This is a genomic window from Nocardioides sp. JCM 18998 (assembly GCF_055391535.1).
In genome coordinates this window covers 3362673-3379985 of the sequence record NZ_AP043886.1, presented here as the reverse complement: position 1 = coordinate 3379985, position 17313 = coordinate 3362673, and the positions used below count along the sequence as shown (strand labels likewise).

The following is a 17313-nucleotide window of genomic DNA, read 5'->3' as shown; positions in this document are numbered from 1 at the left end:
AGTAGGCAGGGCGTCACCGGTCCGGCCAAATCGCCGGCCGCGGATGAACCGTCGCCGGGTGGGGAACCGCGCAGGTGACGCGCCCACCGCTGACGACGCGCTCGCACTCCGATCGGAGAGACCCATGTCGTTCAACACACCTCAGCAAGTCACCCAGCTCGCCATCGCCTCGGGCGAGACCAAGGCGGGCGCGACGCCTGCCAAGGCGCTCGTCGCCGGGTTCCTGGCCGGCGCCTACATCGCCTTCGGCGCCCTGGTCGCGATCAGCGCCTCGGCCGGACTCGACCCGAAGACCTGGGGCGGGATCATCACCATCGTCACCGGCGTGACGTTCAGCCTCGGCCTGATCCTCGTCGTGATCGGCGGAGCCGATCTGCTCACCGGCAACATGATGCTGGTCCCGATGGCCGCCCTGGCGGGCCGCGTCAGCCTGGCCCGGCTCGCGCTCAACTGGCTCTGGGTCGCCATCGGCAACCTCGTCGGATCCGTCTTCGTCGCCTGGCTGCTCGCCGACCAGTCCGGCCTCTTCGCCAAGGACTCCCCCAACTGGATCAGACTCGGCACCATCGCCGCCGGCAAGGGCGTCACCGAGACGCATTGGGAGCAGTTCGTCCGGGCGATCGGCTGCAACTGGCTGGTCTGCCTGGCCGTCTGGTGCGCCCTGGCGGCTGTCTCGGTCAGCGGCAAGATCCTGGCGATCGTGCCGCCGATCATGGCCTTCGTCGCGCTGGGCTTCGACCACGTCGTGGCCAACATGTTCTTCCTGCCGGCAGCGTTGATGGTCGACGCCCCCGGCGGGTTGACGTTCGGCGACACCGTGCTCAATCTGGTCTTCGCGTTCCTCGGCAACGCCGTCGGGGCCGGGGTGTTCGTGGCCGGCGGCTACTACTTCCTGTACGGCGACGCCAGCTCGGCCGGCTCGTCCGCCCGCGAGCCCGCCGGCCACTGAGGCGGCCGGTTCGCTAGCGTCGGAGCACCACGGGGGCGGCCTCGGCCGACCCCCTCCTCGCACACCCCGGGAGGTCCGGTGTCCGACGACCCGCGCCGTCGTACGCCACGCACCGACACGGTGCTGGCCAGCCCCGAGCTCACGCCGGCTCTCGGGAGTCTGGGGCGCGCCACCGTGAAGGCGGCCGTCACGGCGGCGCTCGCGGAGTGCCGTGCCGGGCGGATCGCACCCGAGGACGTCGTCGCGGCGGTCCTCGACATGCTCCCGCCCTCGGCATCGTCCCTGCGGCCCGTCATCAACGCGACCGGCGTCGTCGTGCACACCAACCTGGGCCGGGCGCCGCTGTCGGACGCCGCCGTCGAGGCCGTACGACGGGCGGCGGGCGCGACCGATGTCGAGCTCGATCTGGCGTCGGGCCGTCGTAGCCGGCGGGGCGCGGCCGCCCTGGCCGCACTCGCCGGCCGGGTGCCGGACGCCGGCGGCACCCATGTGGTGAACAACGGCGCCGCGGCGCTCGCTCTGGCCGCCTCGGTGCTGGCGCGGGGACGGGAGATCGTGATCGCCCGCGGCGAGCTCGTCGAGATCGGCGACGGGTTCCGGATCCCGGAGCTGCTGGAGTCGGTCGGCGCCAGGCTGCGTGAGGTGGGCACCACCAACCGGGTCCGGGATGCCGACTACGAGCGGGCCATCGGCGCGCAGACCGGCTTCGTGCTGAAGGTGCACCCTTCGAACTTCCGGGTCGAGGGCTTCACCTCCTCGGTCGCGATCTGCGACCTCGCCACGCTGTGCGGGGCGCGGGGTGTCCCCCTCGTGGTCGACATCGGCTCCGGGCTGCTCGAGCCGCATCCTCGCCTGCCCGACGAGCCGGACGCCACGACGGTGCTCCAGGCAGGCGCCAGCCTGGTGACCGCCTCGGGCGACAAGCTGCTCGGCGGCCCGCAGTGCGGCCTCCTCCTCGGCGCCGGCGATCTGGTCGAGCGCCTCCGGCGTGACCCGCTGGCCCGGGCGATGCGGGTCGACAAGCTCACCCTGGCCGCGCTGGAGGCTACCCTGGCCGGCCCCGAGCCGCCGGTCGCCACGGCGCTGGCCAGCCGGCCCGGGGAACTGATGACCCGTGCCCGCCGGCTGGCCGAGGCCGTCGGCGCCGAGGCCGTCGCGAGCGAGGGCCGGGTCGGAGGCGGCGGCGCGCCCGGCGTGCCGATCCCGAGCGCCGCGGTGGCGCTGCCCGCGTCGCTCGCCGTGCCGCTGCGCACCGGTCCGACGCCGGTGGTGGGCCGGGTCCAGGACGGCCGGCTGCTGCTCGACCTGCTGGCCGTTCCCGCCGACCAGGACGAGCGGATCCGGGACGCGGTGTCGATGCTGCGGGAGCGCTGATGCATGTCGTCGCCACGGCCGGCCACGTGGACCACGGCAAGTCGACCCTCGTACGAGCACTCACCGGCACCGACCCCGATCGTCTCGAGGAGGAACGCCGCCGCGGGCTCACCATCGAGCTGGGCTACGCCTGGACCTCGCTGCCCGGCGCCGGGGAGGTGGCGTTCGTCGACGTGCCGGGACACGAGCGGTTCCTGACCACCATGCTCAGCGGTGTGGGGCCGGTCCCGGTCGCGATGCTGGTGGTCGCGGCGGACGATCCCTGGATGCCGCAGGCCGGCGAGCACCTGGCCGCGCTCGACGCGCTCGGAGTTGAGCACGGGCTCATCGTGATCACCCGCTCCGACCTCGCCGACCCGGCGCCCGCCGCGGCCCGGGCGGTCGCGGAGGTCGCCCGTACGACCATGGCCGGGTCGCCCGTCGTCACCGTCAGCGCCGTCACCGGCACCGGAGTCGACGAGCTCCGGGCGCGCCTCGATGAGCTGCTCGGCGGCGTTCCCACGCCCCCGGCCGACACCCCGGTGCGGCTGTGGGTCGATCGCCGCTTCCACATCCGCGGCGCGGGCACGGTCGTCACCGGGACCCTTCCGGCCGGCACGATCGCGGTCGGCGACACCCTCTTCACCCTCGCGGGCGAGCAGGTCCGGGTCCGTGGCCTCGAGGCGCTCGGGGTGTCCCGTGCCGCGATGGCGGGCCCGGCCCGGGTGGCGCTCGACCTGGGCGGGAGAGCACCGGAGTCGGTCGGGCGGGGCACGCCGCTGCTGAGCGCTGCCGCCTACCCGATCACGAGGACGGTCGACGTCGCGCTGATCGGCGAGGGCGTCGTCCCCGATCGGCCACAGCTGCACCTCGGGTCCACGACCATGTCGGTGCACGCCCGGCCGCTGGACGGCGGGTACGGCCGGCTGGTGCTCGACGCGCCCCTCCCGCTCAGGGCCGGTGACCGGGCTGTCCTGCGGGACCCGGGCGACCGCCGGATCTGGGGCGTCCGGGTCCTCGATCCCGACCCGCCCGAGCTGCGGCGACGGGGTGCCGCGCGAGCACGCGCGCAGGCGCTGGCCACGCTGGACGGCACGACCGCGGCATACGTCGCGATGCGCGGACGGATCCGCCGGGCGACGCTCGACCGGCTCGGACTCGCCGGCGGCACCCCTGAGGGCGCACTGGAGGCCGCCGGCTGGGTCCTCTCGCCCACGGAGGCGACGCGGCTGCGGGCCGCCCTGGTCGAGGCGACCGACGCCGCGGGCCACGAGGGGTTGAGCGCCGCGGCCGCGGCGCACACGCTCGGGCTACCGGATGCCGGCCTCGCCGAGGCGCTGGTGGCCGACCCCGTGGAGTACGTCGCCGGCCGGATCCGCAAGGCCGGTGCGAGCGCTGCCCTGTCGCCGCGCCTGGCCGACGCGCTCGCCCGGGTCACGCTGCTGCTCGCCGGCCGGCCGTTCGCCGCCCCGACCGCCGACGAGCTCGCCGTCGCCGGTGTCGACGACGGCGCGCTCGGGGCGCTGCACCGGACCGGGCTGGCGCTTCGCCTGGCACCCGGCGTGGTGCTGCTGCCGGACGCGGCCGACGCGGCGCTCGCCCGGCTCGCGACGCTGCCGCAGCCGTTCACGACCAGTCAGGCCCGCCAGGCGCTCGACACCAGCCGACGCGTCGCGCTGCCGTTGCTCGCCCACCTCGACGCCACCCGCCGTACGGTCCGGCTCGCCGACGACACCCGCCGGCTCCTCCGTCCGCCCGACTAGCCCCGTGGTCAGCCCAGCAGGTGGCTGCGGACCTGCTTGAGGGTCTGGGCGGTGGCGAGGGCGGCCGCCGTGGCCTCGTACCCCTTGTCCTCCGCGGAGCCCTCCAGGCCGGCGCGGTCGAGGGCCTGCTGCTCGTCGTCGCAGGTCAGGACGCCGAAGCCGATCGGCACGCCGTGGTCCAGGGCGACCCGGTTGAGGCCGTCGGTGGCAGCGGAGCAGACGTAGTCGAAGTGCGGCGTGCCGCCGCGGATGACGACGCCGAGCGCGATGACGGCGTCGTAGCCCTCCTTGGCAAGGGCGTCGGCGACGACCGGCAGCTCGAAGGTGCCCGGCGCCCGGACGATCACCGGGGCTTCGACCTTGTGATCGGCCAGCGCTCGCTGGGCGCCCTCGATGAGTCCGTTCATGACGACCTCGTGCCAGCTCGCCGCGACCACCGCGACGCGCAGGTCGTGGGCGTCGAACGCCTCGGTGGTGGGTGCTCCGTGACCGCTCATGCGCGTACTCCCTGGTCCTGGTGTCGCAGTGCTCCGTGCGCGCATGAGACACATGCCGCGCTGTGTTGGATGATTCCCTCGCTCCGCTCGGTCATGCGTCCTGCTCCTCGATCTTCTGGTGGGTGCTGAGCGCCTCGAGACCGGGCAGGACGTGACCCATCCGGTCGCGCTTGGTCAGCAGGTAGTTGATGTTGTGGTCGTTGGGGTGGGGCGTCAGCGCGACCCGCTCGGCGACGGCGATGCCGTAGTCCTCGAGGTTGCTGACCTTGTCCGGGTTGTTGGTCATCAGCCGGACGTTGGTGACGCCGAGGTCGCGCAGCACCTGGGTGGCGGCGCCGTAGTGACGAGCGTCGGCGGGCAGCCCCAGGTCGAGGTTGGCGTCCACGGTGTCGCGGCCGCCGTCCTGCAGCTGGTAGGCCTGCAGCTTGGCGACCAGGCCGATCCCCCGGCCCTCGTGCCCGCGCAGGTAGACCACCACGCCGCGACCCTCCTCGACGATCGAGCGCATCGCCTCGTCGAGCTGGGGACCGCAGTCGCAGCGCTGCGAGCCGAAGACGTCGCCGGTCAGGCACTCCGAGTGGACCCGGGTCAGCACCGGCTCCTCACCCGATACGTCGCCGTAGACCAGCGCGACGTGCTCGGAGCCGTCGGTCTTCACGGTGTAGCCGTAGGCGGTGAAGTCTCCGTACTTGGTCGGCAGCTTGGTCTCGGCCTTGCGCTCGACCAGCACCTCGACGCGGCGGCGGTAGCGGACCAGGTCCTCGATCGAGATCATCGCCAGGCCGTGCTCGTCGGCGAAGGTGCGCAGCTCGGTGGCGCGCTTCATGGTGCCGTCGTCGTTGACGACCTCGACCAGGACGCCGGCCGGGGTCAGCCCGGCGAGCATCGCCAGGTCGACGGCGGCCTCGGTGTGGCCACGGCGCACCAGGACGCCGCCCTCGCGGTAGCGCAGCGGGAAGACGTGGCCCGGACGGGTCAGCTCCCACGGCTCGGTGGCGGAGTCGGCGAGCACGCGTGCGGTGTGGGCGCGGTCGGCCGCCGAGATGCCGGTCGAGACGCCGTCGCGGGCGTCGACCGAGATGGTGTACGCCGTACGGAGCTTGTCCCGGTTGTGCGGGGTCATCAGGGGGATCTCGAGCCGGTCGAGCATGTCACCGGGCATCGGCACGCAGATCACGCCGGACGAGTGCCGGATGGTGAACGCCATCAGCTCCGGGGTCGCCTTGGCGGCGGCGAAGATGATGTCGCCCTCGTTCTCGCGGCCCTCGTCGTCGACGACGACCACGGCCTTGCCTGCGGCGATGTCGGCGATGGCGCGCTCGACGGGGTCAAGGCGGACTCCCCCGTGCTGGGCCGCCCCGTGCAGCGGCGCGGTGGCGGGCTCGGTGTTCTGGTCGCTCACTGGATGACTCCTGACTGAAGCAGCTTCTCGACGTGCTTGGCGAGGATGTCGGCCTCGAGGTTGACCCGGTCGCCGACCTGACGGCGGCCGAGGGTGGTGCGGGCGAGGGTCTCGGGGATGAGGCTCACCGTGAAGCTCGTGTCCTTGGCCTCGACGACCGTGAGGCTGACGCCGTCCACGGTGATCGAGCCCTTGTCGACGAGGTAGCGGCTCAGGTGCTCGGGCAGGGAGACCTCGACGACCTCCCAGTGCTCGGACGGGGTGCGGGCGAGGATCTCGCCGACGCCGTCGACGTGGCCCTGGACGATGTGCCCGCCGAGGCGGGTCTGCGGGGTGACGGCGCGCTCGAGGTTGACCACGTCGCCCACGGCGATGCCGCGCAGCGAGGTCTTGTCGAGGGTCTCCTGCATGACATCGGCGGTCCACGTGGCGCCATCCCGGGTGGCGACGGTGAGGCAGCAGCCGTTGACGGCGATCGAGTCGCCGAGCGCGGCGTCCTCCAGCACGGTGGCGGCGTTGACCGTGAGGCGGATGGCGTCCCCCTGGTCCTCGATCCCGGCGATGGTGCCGAGCTCCTCGACGATTCCGGTGAACATCAGCTGCTCTCCTCTGTAGCGGTCGGGCGCGGTGCCGGAACAAGGGTGATCCGGACGTTGGGCTCCTCGCCGGGCGCTGCCGGGAGGACGGTGATGTCGGTGACGCGGGGTCGCAACGCATCGCCGATGCTGGTGATTCCGAGGTCGCCGACCGCGTTGCGGCCGGCACCGAGAAGGACGGGCGCGACGTACGCGACGATCTCGTCGATCAGGCCGGCCCGCACGAAGGCGGCGGCGAGCGTGGGGCCGCCCTCGAGAAGGACGTGGCGACGCTCCAGGACCCACAGCTGGTCGAGGGCGGCGCGCGGGTCGTGGGTGCGGAGCAGGACGGTGGACGCGTCCGCGGCGAGCTCCGGGTCCAGGACCCTGCTGGTGGCGGGCAGGTCGCGCAGCCCCATCACCGCGCGCAACGGCTGTCGCCCCACGGGCGTCCCGTCGGCGTCGCGGACGGTCAGCAGCGGGTCGTCGAGGACGACCGTGTTGGTGCCGACCAGCATCGTGTCGACCTCCGCGCGCAGGCGGTGGGCGTCCTCGCGGGCCGCTGTCGAGCTGATCCAGCGCGAGGTGCCGTCCGCGGCGGCGCTGCGGCCGTCGAGCGTGGCGGCGAGCTTCCAGGTGACGAACGGGCGCCCCAGCTCCAGCGAGCGCGACCAGACCCGGTTGAGCGCCCGCGACTCGGTCTCCAGGACGCCGGAGACGACCTCGATGCCGGCGGCGCGGAGGGTCTCGGCTCCCCCGGTGGCGAGCGGGTTGGGGTCGGGCTGGGCGAAGACCACACGGCGTACGCCCGCCTCGACCAGGCGCTGCGCGCACGGGCCGGTCCGCCCGGTGTGGTTGCAAGGCTCGAGGGTGACGACCGCCGTCGTGCCCCGGGCCGCCTCGCCGGCACGGTGGAGCGCGTCGGCCTCCGCGTGGGCGGTGCCGGCGCCGCGGTGATGGCCCTCGGCGACGGTGGTGCCGTCGTCGGCCAGCAGCACGCACCCGACGCGCGGGTTGGGGCTGAACGGGCCGAGAGCGGCCAGCTCGAGCGCGCGACGCATCGCATCGATCTCGCCCGGTGTTGCCCTGTGTGGCACGGTCTCGCCCCTCATGTCCTGACGCGGACTCCGGGGCGGATCACGGCTCGACACCTCCGGCCACGTCGGGCGTTCGGGGCGAGCGGTGACTGCGTGCCTCTTTCCATCCGGACTTTGACCGTCGGTCCAGGACTACGACGCGAAGATGCTTCGCATCGGGCACCTGGTCAACCGGACGCTGGCTGCGGCCGGGTCGCGGACTTCCGACTCTCGTCGATCACCGCCGGTGCGGATTTTCACCGCCCCCAGAGCACGCGAGTTGTTCACTCGTGTGATGCCATTGAAGCACACCGCGCCACTCGACAATCAGGGTGTCTCACGCAGTGCGGGAAGCCGCCGCCCTCGCCGCCGTCTCACGCAGCGCGGTGACCATCGCGTCCGGGTCCGCGGCGGAGTAGACGGCCGAGCCGGCGACGAAGACGTCGGCACCGGCCTCGGCGCAGCGCTCGATCGTCTCCAGGCTCACGCCGCCGTCGACCTGGAGCCAGGTCTCCACGCCGTGCCGCTCCATCATGGCGCGGGCTCGGCGGATCTTGGGCAGGCACAGATCGAGGAACCTCTGCCCGCCGAAGCCCGGCTCCACGGTCATGATCAGCACCATGTCGAGCTCGGCCAGCATGTCCTCGTAGGGCTCGATCGGCGTGGCCGGTTTGAGCGCCATGGAGGCGCGAGCACCCTGCTTGCGGATCTCGCGCGCGAGCCGTACGGGCGCCGCGGCCGCCTCGACGTGGAAGGTGACGCTGCGCGCGCCGGCCTCGGCGTAGGCCGGGGCCCAGCGATCGGCGTCGGCGATCATCAGGTGCGCGTCGAGCGGGATCTCGGTCGCCCGGGCCAGCGCCTCGACCATCGTCGGCCCGAACGTCAGGTTCGGCACGAAGTGGTTGTCCATCACGTCCACGTGCACCCAGTCCGCGCTCGGGATCCGGGCGATCTCACCGGCCAGGTTCGCGAAGTCGGCGTTGAGGATGCTCGGGGTGATCTGCATGTGAGACGTCACGGCCCGTGAGCCTAGTGCGTCGGGCGTGGTCGGACTTTGGATCGTTCCTGGCGGGCGGGTGAGGATGCGGCCCATGAGCGCGCCGAGGACAGCACCCCGAGACCTGGCGGTCATCTGCCTGGTCTGCGTCGGCGTCTGGGCACTCCTGACCATCGCCGTCGGAGCCGGTGGCCTCTACTCAGCCGTGCACGACCACCATGTCCTGCGCGAGACCCTCCTCCCGTCCGCCTCCGGCACGGGCAGTTCGGGGACGGTTGACCTGGGCGCTCCCCCGGCGCTGGAGTCGACCCTCTTCGTTCTCTGGTTCCTGTCCCTCAACGCCACGATCGCAGCAGGCGCCGTCGGGGTCGTCCACGTGCTCAAGCGGTTCGGGAGCATCCTGCGCTCCATCGCCCTCGGGCTGCTGGTCGTCGGTGTTCCGTTCGCCACGCTCTTCCTGGACCGGCTGCGGAACGTCGACGCCGTCGGCCCGCCGTGGTCGTTCCCGTGGGGCGCCGTGCTCGGCTCCTCGTCAATGATCCTGATCGCGCTCGCCACGGTGGTCGCGACCTGCGCCTTCCTCGGGGTGCGCCCGCGACCGTGCCGTCGTGCCCGCGGCGCCGGCTCCCCTGCTCCCACGGAGTAGCCCGGACGACGGTTGTCGGGGCGCTCCGGGCGAACGAGAGTGGGTCCTACCCCCTCTTCCTAGGAGCGTGACATGGCCTACCAGGTCGGCTACTTCATCGGGAGCCTCTCCTCCACCTCGATCAACCGCGTGCTCAGCAGGGCGCTGATCCGGCTCGCCCCGGACGATCTCCAGTTCACCGAGATCCCCATCGGCAGCCTGCCGCTCTACAGCCCCGACTTCGATGCGGCGTACCCGCCGGAGCCGACCGCACTCAAGGACGCGATCCGCCGCTCCGACGCGATCATGTTCGTCACCCCCGAGTACAACCGCTCCATCCCCGGCGCGCTGAAGAACGCGATCGACTGGGCTTCGCGGCCGTGGGGAACGAACTCCTTCGACCACGTCCCGGCGGCCGTCATCGGTGCCTCCCCCGGCGCCATCGGCACGGCCGTCGGCCAGCAGTCGCTGCGCGCGGTGCTCAGCTTCTGCAACGCCCGCCAGATGACCGCCCCCGAGGCCTACATCCACCTCACGCCGGGGCTGATCACCGAGGATGGCGAGGTGACAGACGAAGCCACGGCAGAGTTCCTGGGCAACTTCATGCGGGAGTTCCGCAATCACGTCGAGCGGGTGCTGACCGTCATTCCGAGGGGTTAGCTCGCGGCCTGCGCTCCGGCGCGCTCGAGGAGGCGCGTCCTGGCCGCCGGCCAGCCGTCGCTGACCGCCTCGACGAGACCGTCGCGATGCTGGGCGCCGAGCGGCTCCAGCCGCACGTGAGCGCCCTCGAGGGTCACCGGGCGAAGAGCGGCATCATGCGTGCGCCCAGTCTGGCGCCCCAGGATGGTCGCTCCGCAGCCGTTCCCGCACGTCGGACGCGTCAGACGCCGCGAGGGCGGGGCCTACCGCGGAGTCCACCGAAGTCGAATGTCCGCGCGCCCGCCACGCGGAGACGCAACAGCTCGGACGGACTTCAGTGGACATTCCGGCAGCTGTCGCTCCCTACACCGCGCTCGCGGGTGGATCGCCGGCCGTCCGGGCCAGCGCGACGTGGTAGCCCCGGGCGACCTCGATCTTGGTGATCCGGTTCAGCTTGAACGCCGTTGCACGTTTGCGCCACGTCGCGTCGGGCTTGACCTGGCGGAGGCCGAGAAGCCCTGCCCGGAAGCCGACGACCGCGCCGATCCATTGGCGGCCTGGCCACCATCCCTCCTGCTCCACTCCGAGGATTGGAGCCTGCCCGGCGAGAGAGCGGACCACGCGCTTCGTACCAGCGAGATCGATCCCGTCGGGGCTGGTCGGCGGCCATTCGGTCAGAGTTCGGGCGAAGGCGCCTTCGAAGGACCTAGCCGTACGGATCCTCTTCACGCCGGCGACGCGGAAGGCGATGTAGCCGTCGAAGTAGCCACCGTCTCTGGTCGCCTGGAGGAGCGCCCACTTCGTCCCGAGAGCGACCACGAAGCCGTCGATCCGGTCCGCGCCCTTCGGCCTGCGTTCGATCCGGACGTGGGTCTGCCGCACGAGTGCCTCCCTCAACGCCGCGCGCTGCTCCACTGCCGATGCCATGGGTGGGATCCTCGCAGGATCAGCCGTCGGAGCGCTCCGCGCGCTCATCGCGGTCGTCGCGCTGGTCGCGGTCGGCCCACTCCAGGAGCGGCGTGATGTCGAAGACGTGGTCGTCGATCTCGGCGTGCAGGTCGCCGAGGGCGGCGAAGCGCTTGGGCACGGTCAGGATCGTGAAGTCGCGCGGGTCGGCCTCGTCGACCTCGTCCCAGCGGATCGGGGTGGAGACCCGGGCGTCCGGGAGGCCTCGTACGGAGTAGGCGCTGGCGATGGTGTGGTCGCGGGTGTTCTGGTTGTAGTCCACGAACACGGCGCCGGGGTCCCGGTCCTTCTTCCACCAGGCCGTGGTCACCTCGGACGGTGCGCGGCGCTCGACCTCGCGGGCGAACGCGAGGGCCGCGCGGCGTACGTCCTGGAAGCCGTGCTCGGGCTTGATCCGGACATAGATGTGGATCCCTTTGCTGCCCGAGGTCTTCGGGTAGCCGACCGCGCCGAGATCGTCGAGGACCTCGTGGACGACGTGCGCGACCCGGCGGATGCGGGCGTAGTCGCACGCCGGCCCGGGGTCGAGGTCGATCCGCCACTCGTCGGGTGACTCGACGACTGTCCTGCGCGTGTTCCAGGGGTGGAACTCCACCGTCGACATCTGGACCGCCCAGATGACCGAGCCGAGCTCGGTCACGCAGAGCTCGTCGGCGGTGCGCTTCCAGCGCGGGAAGAAGAGCTCCACGGTCTCCACCCAGTCCGGCGCGCCCGATGGGATCCGCTTCTGGTGGACCTTCTCGTCCGGCTCGCCCAGCACGCCCTTCGGGAAGCGGTGCAGCATGCACGGACGCTCGTACAGCGCGTTGACGATGCCCGGGCCCACCGCGAGGTAGTAGTCGACCAGGTCGTGCTTGGTCGCGTTGATCGCGGGGAAGTAGATCCGGTCCGGGTTGCTCACCCTGATGACGCGGTCGTCCACCTCGATCTCGACAAACGGCGACTTCGACGGCACGACGTCAGACTACGGCCGAAGAAATCCTCCGTCCGGGTGTCACACGCACCGCGGCGCGAGGAGTCAGAGTGGGTGTGGGCGTCGAGAGAGGAGCAGTGATGGCCGAGGAGTTCGCCTCGTTCGTGCAGACGACGAGTGCGCAGCTCCACCGCACCGCGCTGCTGCTCACCGGAGACCACCACCTGGCGGAGGACCTCACGCAGACGACGTATGCGCGCGCCTTCGCCAACTGGAGGAAGGTGAGTCGTGCCGGTAACCCGGTCGGCTATACCCGCACCATCTTGATGAACACGTTCCTCTCCCACCGGCGGTTGCGACGTACGGGCGAGCAGCCCGGCCGCACCACCGACCTGACCGAGACGCTCGCCGATCGCCCTGACGACCGGATGAGCGATGCCGATCCCAGCACCCGTGTCGACCTGCTGGCTGCGCTCGCGCAGCTGTCGCCGACCGACCGGGCCGTGCTGGTCGCGCGCTACTGGGAGGACCGTTCCATCACCGAGACGGCGCACGATCTCGGGCTCACCGAGACCGCCGTCCGTACCCGTGCCAAACGCGCCATCGACCGGCTCCGGCCGCTCGTGCGCGATCTCGAAGGGATCTTGTGATGAACGACCTCAACACCTTGATGCATGCTTCCGTCGACGGCGCGCGTCCCGATGTCGACCGGCTCCTGGCCGGTGCGATCCGGGATGGGCAGCGGCTTCAGCGCCGTCGACGGATCTCCTTCGCGGGAGCCGGCCTGGCCGTGGCCGCGATCGCGTCTGCGGGCGCGATCGTGGCCGGCCAGGCGGGCAGTGACTCCGCGACCGAGGTGGCACCCGCCACGAGCGGACCCGCCGATGTCACCGCGATCGCCGGCGGATCGGCGCAACAGCCCCTGCAGGCTGGACAGACGTTCACGTTCGGCAACCGGGTCACCGGCACGGTCGTCGCGTGCACCGCCGGCAAGGCCGATCCGATCGGCGGCAATCCGGAGTGTGTCCTGCCTTCGCAGTACGCCATCCAGGGCAGCTCATCGATCGCCGGTGGCGGCACCGGCTTCGCGATCGTGCTGACGGGACCTGCCGCTGCGATCAACGACTTCTGGAGCAACGGCTTCCAGGACCCGCAGACCGACGGCTACCAGGGCCTGACATGGGCTCTGGCCGCGGACAACCCATTGATCCAGCCGGTCTACCAGGGCCAGGACGTGGTCATCCACCTGGCCGGCTGGAAGCAGGTCGGCGCGGTCGGCGACGACAAGCAGTCTCTCGAGGGGCCGAGCGGCGCCGTAGCCGACATCGTGTGGCGCAAGGCGAGCGACTACGCGACGTGGATGCAGGGCGAGAAGAACGACCCTGGGACCTGGACGAGCCCGGTCCACGACGGCGTCTTCGTCACCATCCAGAGCGGTCGGGGCACCACGGTCGCCGACATCCAGGCCCTCGGGTCCTCGCTGACCTGGAAGTGACCCGGCTCGTGAGTGCCAGCGCACGCCAAGGCGTGCGCTGACACTCACGACCCGACACGAGGGATCCCCAGCCGCCTCAGGTCCAGCGCCAGCTGAGTGTCGTCGTCCCGCAGCTCTCGAGCGGTGCAGCGGATGACGATCCGATGTTCGGACGCCAGCGCGCGCTGCCGGACGATGTCGTCCTCCCAGTGCTCCACGTCCATGTGGAACGAGCCGTCGACCTCCAGGACCGCGACGCCGCCGCCCGGCAGGTCCCACTCGCAGTCGGTGAAGCGGATCCTGCCCGAGGCGTCGCGTCGCCTCACCTGCCGTCGCGGCGCCGGGAAGCCATGACGGCGACAGAACCGGCGGATGTCGAGCTCGGCGAGGGACTGCGCGCCGCCGGCGATCTCCTGCAGCGCGCGGCGCAGGACCTGTGCCCGGCGAAGTGGGCTCAGCCGATCGATCCACTCGAGCAGGGCGGCCGGAGTGGTGAGCTGCTGTTGGACGGCGGCCGCCAGCACGCCCTGCGCCGTGCGCTCGGACCGGTCCGCCGCTGCGAAGAGGAGGATCGACGGCTCGAGGCGCATCGCGGGTGGCGCCACATCCCGCGCCCGCATGGCGTGCAGCTCGCGCCTGCTCCGCACGAAGGCGACGCCGGGGAGCGGCGTGGGCACGTCGTTGATGTAGGGGACGTAGACGGTCAGGAGCTCGCGCGACCAGTTCCGGAGTCCGGCGTCCTCCGCCGCCGTGACGCCGCCCACCAGTGCGTTCTCGCCGGCGTGCAGGACGGCGTGCCACTGGCGCTGGGTCCGGGTCAGGACTCCGGTCGTCGTCGCGACCACCGTCGGGGAGAGCAGCTGCCAGCGCTCCGCGGAGATCCGATGGGCGACACCGCTGCGCCGGACGCCGACCGACGCCAGCTGGGCGCGCGTGATGAGACCGCACTGCCTGAGCGCGATGTCTCGCCACGAGGTCTCGGTCATGCCCTCAGCGTCGCGCAGTGTGCGACTCGGCGTCGGCGGCCATCCACAGGCCGCAATCTGTGAGTGTCAGCGCACGCCAGGGCGTGCGCTGACACTCACGACTCAGTTGTCGATCGCCAGCGCACCCGCGAAGCCGAGCATGATCACGCCGACGGTGCCGTCGATGGCCCGCCGGACGCCGTCGCGCTTGATGAACGTCATCGCCTTGTCGGCGACCAGCGTGATGGAGACGAGGTAGATCGCGCCGAGCACCGCGAGCGTGAGGGCGTACGCCATCAGCTCGCCGATACTGGGGTGGCTGCCGACGAACGGCGGCAGCACGGCGAGGTAGAACGCCAGCGCCTTCGGGTTGGTGAAGGTCGAGATGAAGCCCTGTCGCATCGCGTGGTGCGGCGCCAGCCGTCCGGCGCCGGACGCCTGCCAGCCGTCGCCACCGCCGCGGAGCGCGCCGAGTACCGCCTGGAGGCCGAGCCACGCCAGGTAGGCGACGCCGACGACGCGCAAGCACAGGAAGACGTTGTGCGCGTTGGTGATCACCGCGCCGAGACCGGTCGCGGCGAGGACGCCCAGCACGACGTTGGCACTGATGATGCCGGCCACCGTCCACAGTCCGCGGTGCTTGCCGCCCGCGACGGTCACCCGCAGCGTGATGAAGGTGTCCGGCCCCGGCGCGAGCGCGATCAGGATCGCGAAGACCAGGAACGTCAGGTAGTGGTTCACGCGGCGCCCTCGTGGTCGGTCGCGGCCCGGCGCAGCACGGCGATGAACATCGCGTCGGTACCGTGCCGGTGGGGCCAGAGCTGGACCGTGTCGGGCAGCGGGCCGGCGGCGTCCCCGATGCCCGCCCCCGTTCCGGTGGCCGGCTCCAGCGTGATGGTCGGGTCCTCGGCCAGCACGGCCTCCACGACGCCGCGGGTCTCGGCGAGCATCGGGCTGCAGGTCGCGTACACCACCACGCCACCCGGGCGGACCAGGTCGAGCGCCGAGCGGAGCAGCTCCTCCTGCAGCGGCACCAGCTCGGTGACGTCGGCCGGCTTGCGACGCCAGCGCGCCTCCGGGCGACGGCGCAGCGCGCCCAGGCCCGAGCACGGCGCGTCGACCAGGACCCGGTCGAAGGTGCCGGATCGGAAAGGTGGGCGGACGCCGTCGGCGGCGACGACGTTGCCGACGCCGTTCGCGCGGACCAGGCCGGCGCGGTGCGGCTGGCGCTCGTTGCCGATCAGGGTGGCTCCCGCCTGGACGGCGATCGCATCGAGCAGGGCCGCCTTGCCGCCGGGCCCGGCGCACAGGTCGAGCCAGCGCTCCCCCTCACCGGAGGCCGTGCGGCCGTCGAGCTGAGCATCCGACAGGGCCAGTGCGACCAGCTGGGAGCCCTCGTCCTGGACTCCGGCGCGACCTTCGGCGACGGCGGGGATGCCGACCGGAGAGCCGCCGGCGAGCGTGACGCCGTACGGAGAGAACCGGGTCGGTGCACTGCCGTCGGCCTCCAGCAGCTCCTCGCGCGCCGCCCGCCCGGGGCGGGCCACCAGGGTGACGCGCGGGGCGTCGTTGTCGGCGGCGAGGAGCGCCTCGAGCTCGGCGGACGGTCCGGTGGCATCGTCGGGCGCGCCACCCGCGGAGCCGGCCGGGGCGCGCAGCGCAGCATCCAGCAGCTCGACGACCCACGCCGGGTGGGACGTGCGGGCGGGCAGTGGCATGTCGGCGGTCCACTCGGCGAGCGGCTTGGCGGCGACCTTGCGCAGCACGGCGTTGGCGAAGCCGCCGGCACCGGGGCCGACCTTGGACTTCACCAGGTCGACGGTGGTCGCGATGGCCGCGTGGGCCGGGACCCGCATCGCGAGGATCTGGTGGGTGCCGAGGCGCAGCGCGTCGAGGACCTTCGCCTCGACCTTGGCCAGCGGCCGGTCGATGCAGGCGGCCAGCACCGCGTCATAGGTGCCGAGCCCGCGCAGCGTGCCCGAGGCGAGCTCGGTGGCGAACGCGGCGTCACGCCCGCTCAGGCCGAGCCGGCCGAGCACGTGCGGGAGCGCGAGGTTGGCGTACGCGTCGTCGACGCGGACCGCCTTGAGCACCTCGAACGCGGCCAGTCGCGCCGGGTCGATCGGGGCGCGGCTCGCCTTGGGCGGTGCGCCGGGCCGGCCACCCGACCGGCCCTGCCGGCGGGAGCGGTAGTTACCCGTCGAACCGGACACCGGACTCCACCCGCGCTCCGCGCGCCCAGTCGGCGGCCGCCATCTCCTTCTTCCCGAACGCCTTGACCAGCCCGAGCCGGACCGCGACGGTGCCGGTGCCGACGAGGACGTCGTTCTTGCGGACCTCGAGGGTGCCGGGCTCGAGCTTCTCCTCGGTGAGCGTCACCGGGCCGAGCTTGAACCGCTCGCCGTCGAGCAGGGTCCAGGCGCCGGGCGCGGGCGTGCAGGCGCGGATCTGGCGCTCGATGCCGGCGGCGGGGTGGCTCCAGGTGAGCTGCGCGTCCTCGGGGTTGATCTTGGCGGCGTACGTGATGCCCTCGCCGGGCTGCTCGCGGGCGACCAGCGAGCCGTCGGCGAGGCCGTCGAGCGTGGCGACGAGCAGGCCGGCGCCGCCCTCGGCGAGCTTGGCCAGCAGGGTGCCGGCGGTGTCCTCGGGTCGGATCAGCTGGGTCATCAGGCCGAAGGTCGGGCCCGCGTCGAGCTCCTTGACGATGCGGAACGTCGTCGCACCGGTGATCTCCTCGCCCTCCCAGATGGCCCGCTGGACCGGCGCGGCGCCACGGTAGGACGGGAGCAGGGAGAAGTGCAGGTTGACCCAGCCGTGCTCGGGGATGTCGAGCGCGCTCTGCGGCAGCAGGGCACCGTACGCGACCACCGGGCACACGTCGGGAGCGAGCTGCCGCAGCTGCTCCTGGAACTCCGGGTCGCGCGGGTGGTCGGGCTTGAGCACCGGTACGCCGAGCTCCTCGGCGCGCAGCGCCACCGGGGAGGCGACCAGCTTGCGGCCGCGACCGGCGGGGGCGTCGGGCCGGGTGACGACGCCGACCAGCTCGTGCTGGCTGTCGGCGATCGCATCGAGCGAGGGGACGGCGACCTCGGGGGTGCCGGCGAAGACGACACGCATCA

The 17313-nt window shown here is 72.4% G+C and carries 18 protein-coding genes and 1 riboswitch; of the genes, 7 read left to right on the top strand and 11 right to left on the bottom strand.

Features of this window, described 5'->3' with window-relative positions; all coding sequences use genetic code 11:
- Positions 1-124: 124 nt before the first annotated feature.
- The 3 genes from ACZ5L9_RS15935 to selB all read left to right on the top strand — a co-directional run bounded on the left by ACZ5L9_RS15935 (position 125) and on the right by selB (position 4065).
- The gene (locus ACZ5L9_RS15935; protein ID WP_464529289.1) at positions 125-949 is read left to right on the top strand and encodes a formate/nitrite transporter family protein; all 825 of its coding nucleotides are present in this window, start codon (positions 125-127) and stop codon (positions 947-949) included.
- Positions 950-1027: 78 nt separating this feature from the next.
- Entirely contained in the window at positions 1028-2323 is a 1296-nt protein-coding gene (selA, locus tag ACZ5L9_RS15930) for an L-seryl-tRNA(Sec) selenium transferase (RefSeq protein ID WP_464529286.1), read from the top strand.
- Positions 2323-4065, top strand: a complete 1743-nt coding sequence (gene selB / locus ACZ5L9_RS15925) for a selenocysteine-specific translation elongation factor (RefSeq protein WP_464529284.1) — start codon at positions 2323-2325, stop codon at positions 4063-4065. The genes selA and selB overlap by 1 nt, the downstream gene beginning before the upstream one ends.
- Positions 4066-4073: 8 nt before the next feature.
- Here selB and ribH read toward each other — a convergent pair whose 3' ends face one another.
- From ribH to rpe, 5 genes are all read right to left on the bottom strand, one after another.
- Complete coding sequence (gene ribH / locus ACZ5L9_RS15920) at positions 4074-4562, bottom strand: 6,7-dimethyl-8-ribityllumazine synthase (RefSeq protein ID WP_464529281.1); 489 nt, start codon at positions 4560-4562, stop codon at positions 4074-4076.
- 91 nt (positions 4563-4653) lie between these two features.
- Positions 4654-5928 (bottom strand): bifunctional 3,4-dihydroxy-2-butanone-4-phosphate synthase/GTP cyclohydrolase II, encoded by a 1275-nt coding sequence (locus ACZ5L9_RS15915; RefSeq protein ID WP_464536889.1) that lies wholly within the window; start codon positions 5926-5928, stop codon positions 4654-4656.
- A 32-nt stretch (positions 5929-5960) separates the two neighbouring features.
- Entirely contained in the window at positions 5961-6560 is a 600-nt protein-coding gene (locus tag ACZ5L9_RS15910) for a riboflavin synthase (RefSeq protein WP_464529279.1), read from the bottom strand.
- Entirely contained in the window at positions 6560-7636 is a 1077-nt protein-coding gene (ribD, locus tag ACZ5L9_RS15905) for a bifunctional diaminohydroxyphosphoribosylaminopyrimidine deaminase/5-amino-6-(5-phosphoribosylamino)uracil reductase RibD (RefSeq protein ID WP_464529277.1), read from the bottom strand. Before ribD ends, ACZ5L9_RS15910 begins: the two co-directional genes overlap by 1 nt.
- A gap of 89 nt (positions 7637-7725) precedes the next feature.
- Positions 7726-7894, bottom strand: a riboswitch (FMN riboswitch).
- Between the two features lie 58 nt (positions 7895-7952).
- Positions 7953-8621 (bottom strand): ribulose-phosphate 3-epimerase, encoded by a 669-nt coding sequence (rpe, locus tag ACZ5L9_RS15900; protein WP_464536887.1) that lies wholly within the window; start codon positions 8619-8621, stop codon positions 7953-7955.
- A gap of 85 nt (positions 8622-8706) precedes the next feature.
- Here rpe and ACZ5L9_RS15895 point away from each other — a divergent pair, with 85 nt between their 5' ends.
- Together ACZ5L9_RS15895 and ACZ5L9_RS15890 are read left to right on the top strand one after the other, a co-directional pair.
- On the top strand, positions 8707-9258 hold the full coding sequence (locus tag ACZ5L9_RS15895) for a hypothetical protein (protein ID WP_464529275.1): 552 nt from the start codon (positions 8707-8709) through the stop codon (positions 9256-9258).
- A gap of 72 nt (positions 9259-9330) precedes the next feature.
- Positions 9331-9897, top strand: coding sequence for an NADPH-dependent FMN reductase (locus ACZ5L9_RS15890; RefSeq protein WP_464529273.1), 567 nt, complete (start codon positions 9331-9333; stop codon positions 9895-9897).
- Positions 9898-10239: 342 nt separating this feature from the next.
- Here ACZ5L9_RS15890 and ACZ5L9_RS15885 read toward each other — a convergent pair whose 3' ends face one another.
- Positions 10240-10803, bottom strand: coding sequence for a hypothetical protein (locus ACZ5L9_RS15885; protein WP_464529271.1), 564 nt, complete (start codon positions 10801-10803; stop codon positions 10240-10242).
- A 19-nt stretch (positions 10804-10822) separates the two neighbouring features.
- Positions 10823-11797 (bottom strand): non-homologous end-joining DNA ligase, encoded by a 975-nt coding sequence (ligD, locus tag ACZ5L9_RS15880; RefSeq protein WP_464529269.1) that lies wholly within the window; start codon positions 11795-11797, stop codon positions 10823-10825.
- 98 nt (positions 11798-11895) lie between these two features.
- Here ligD and ACZ5L9_RS15875 point away from each other — a divergent pair, with 98 nt between their 5' ends.
- Positions 11896-12405: a SigE family RNA polymerase sigma factor gene (locus tag ACZ5L9_RS15875; protein ID WP_464529266.1), complete on the top strand. Its 510-nt coding sequence runs from the start codon at positions 11896-11898 to the stop codon at positions 12403-12405.
- Positions 12405-13250, top strand: a complete 846-nt coding sequence (locus ACZ5L9_RS15870) for a hypothetical protein (RefSeq protein WP_464529264.1) — start codon at positions 12405-12407, stop codon at positions 13248-13250. The genes ACZ5L9_RS15875 and ACZ5L9_RS15870 overlap by 1 nt, the downstream gene beginning before the upstream one ends.
- A gap of 44 nt (positions 13251-13294) precedes the next feature.
- Here the strand turns inward: ACZ5L9_RS15870 and ACZ5L9_RS15865 are convergent, their stop codons facing one another.
- The 4 genes from ACZ5L9_RS15865 to fmt form a co-directional block, all read right to left on the bottom strand.
- Positions 13295-14215 (bottom strand): hypothetical protein, encoded by a 921-nt coding sequence (locus ACZ5L9_RS15865; protein ID WP_464529262.1) that lies wholly within the window; start codon positions 14213-14215, stop codon positions 13295-13297.
- 102 nt (positions 14216-14317) lie between these two features.
- Complete coding sequence (locus ACZ5L9_RS15860; protein ID WP_464529260.1) at positions 14318-14935, bottom strand: LysE family translocator; 618 nt, start codon at positions 14933-14935, stop codon at positions 14318-14320.
- Positions 14932-16407, bottom strand: a complete 1476-nt coding sequence (locus ACZ5L9_RS15855; RefSeq protein ID WP_464529258.1) for an RsmB/NOP family class I SAM-dependent RNA methyltransferase — start codon at positions 16405-16407, stop codon at positions 14932-14934. Before ACZ5L9_RS15855 ends, ACZ5L9_RS15860 begins: the two co-directional genes overlap by 4 nt.
- A complete protein-coding gene (gene fmt / locus ACZ5L9_RS15850; protein WP_464529256.1) occupies positions 16388-17311 on the bottom strand; it encodes a methionyl-tRNA formyltransferase in 924 nt (307 codons plus the stop codon). The genes ACZ5L9_RS15855 and fmt overlap by 20 nt, the downstream gene beginning before the upstream one ends.
- Positions 17312-17313: the final 2 nt, after the last annotated feature.

Coding starts and splice junctions, on each gene's coding strand:
- ACZ5L9_RS15935 (WP_464529289.1), top strand. CDS start 125: ATGTCGTTCAACACACCTCAGCAAGTCACCCAGCTCGCCATCGCCTCG.
- selB (WP_464529284.1), top strand. CDS start 2,323: ATGCATGTCGTCGCCACGGCCGGCCACGTGGACCACGGCAAGTCGACC.
- ribH (WP_464529281.1), bottom strand. CDS start 4,562: ATGAGCGGTCACGGAGCACCCACCACCGAGGCGTTCGACGCCCACGAC.
- ACZ5L9_RS15910 (WP_464529279.1), bottom strand. CDS start 6,560: ATGTTCACCGGAATCGTCGAGGAGCTCGGCACCATCGCCGGGATCGAG.
- rpe (WP_464536887.1), bottom strand. CDS start 8,621: ATGCAGATCACCCCGAGCATCCTCAACGCCGACTTCGCGAACCTGGCC.
- ACZ5L9_RS15895 (WP_464529275.1), top strand. CDS start 8,707: ATGAGCGCGCCGAGGACAGCACCCCGAGACCTGGCGGTCATCTGCCTG.
- ACZ5L9_RS15890 (WP_464529273.1), top strand. CDS start 9,331: ATGGCCTACCAGGTCGGCTACTTCATCGGGAGCCTCTCCTCCACCTCG.
- ACZ5L9_RS15885 (WP_464529271.1), bottom strand. CDS start 10,803: ATGGCATCGGCAGTGGAGCAGCGCGCGGCGTTGAGGGAGGCACTCGTG.
- ACZ5L9_RS15875 (WP_464529266.1), top strand. CDS start 11,896: ATGGCCGAGGAGTTCGCCTCGTTCGTGCAGACGACGAGTGCGCAGCTC.
- ACZ5L9_RS15870 (WP_464529264.1), top strand. CDS start 12,405: ATGAACGACCTCAACACCTTGATGCATGCTTCCGTCGACGGCGCGCGT.
- ACZ5L9_RS15865 (WP_464529262.1), bottom strand. CDS start 14,215: ATGACCGAGACCTCGTGGCGAGACATCGCGCTCAGGCAGTGCGGTCTC.
- fmt (WP_464529256.1), bottom strand. CDS start 17,311: ATGCGTGTCGTCTTCGCCGGCACCCCCGAGGTCGCCGTCCCCTCGCTC.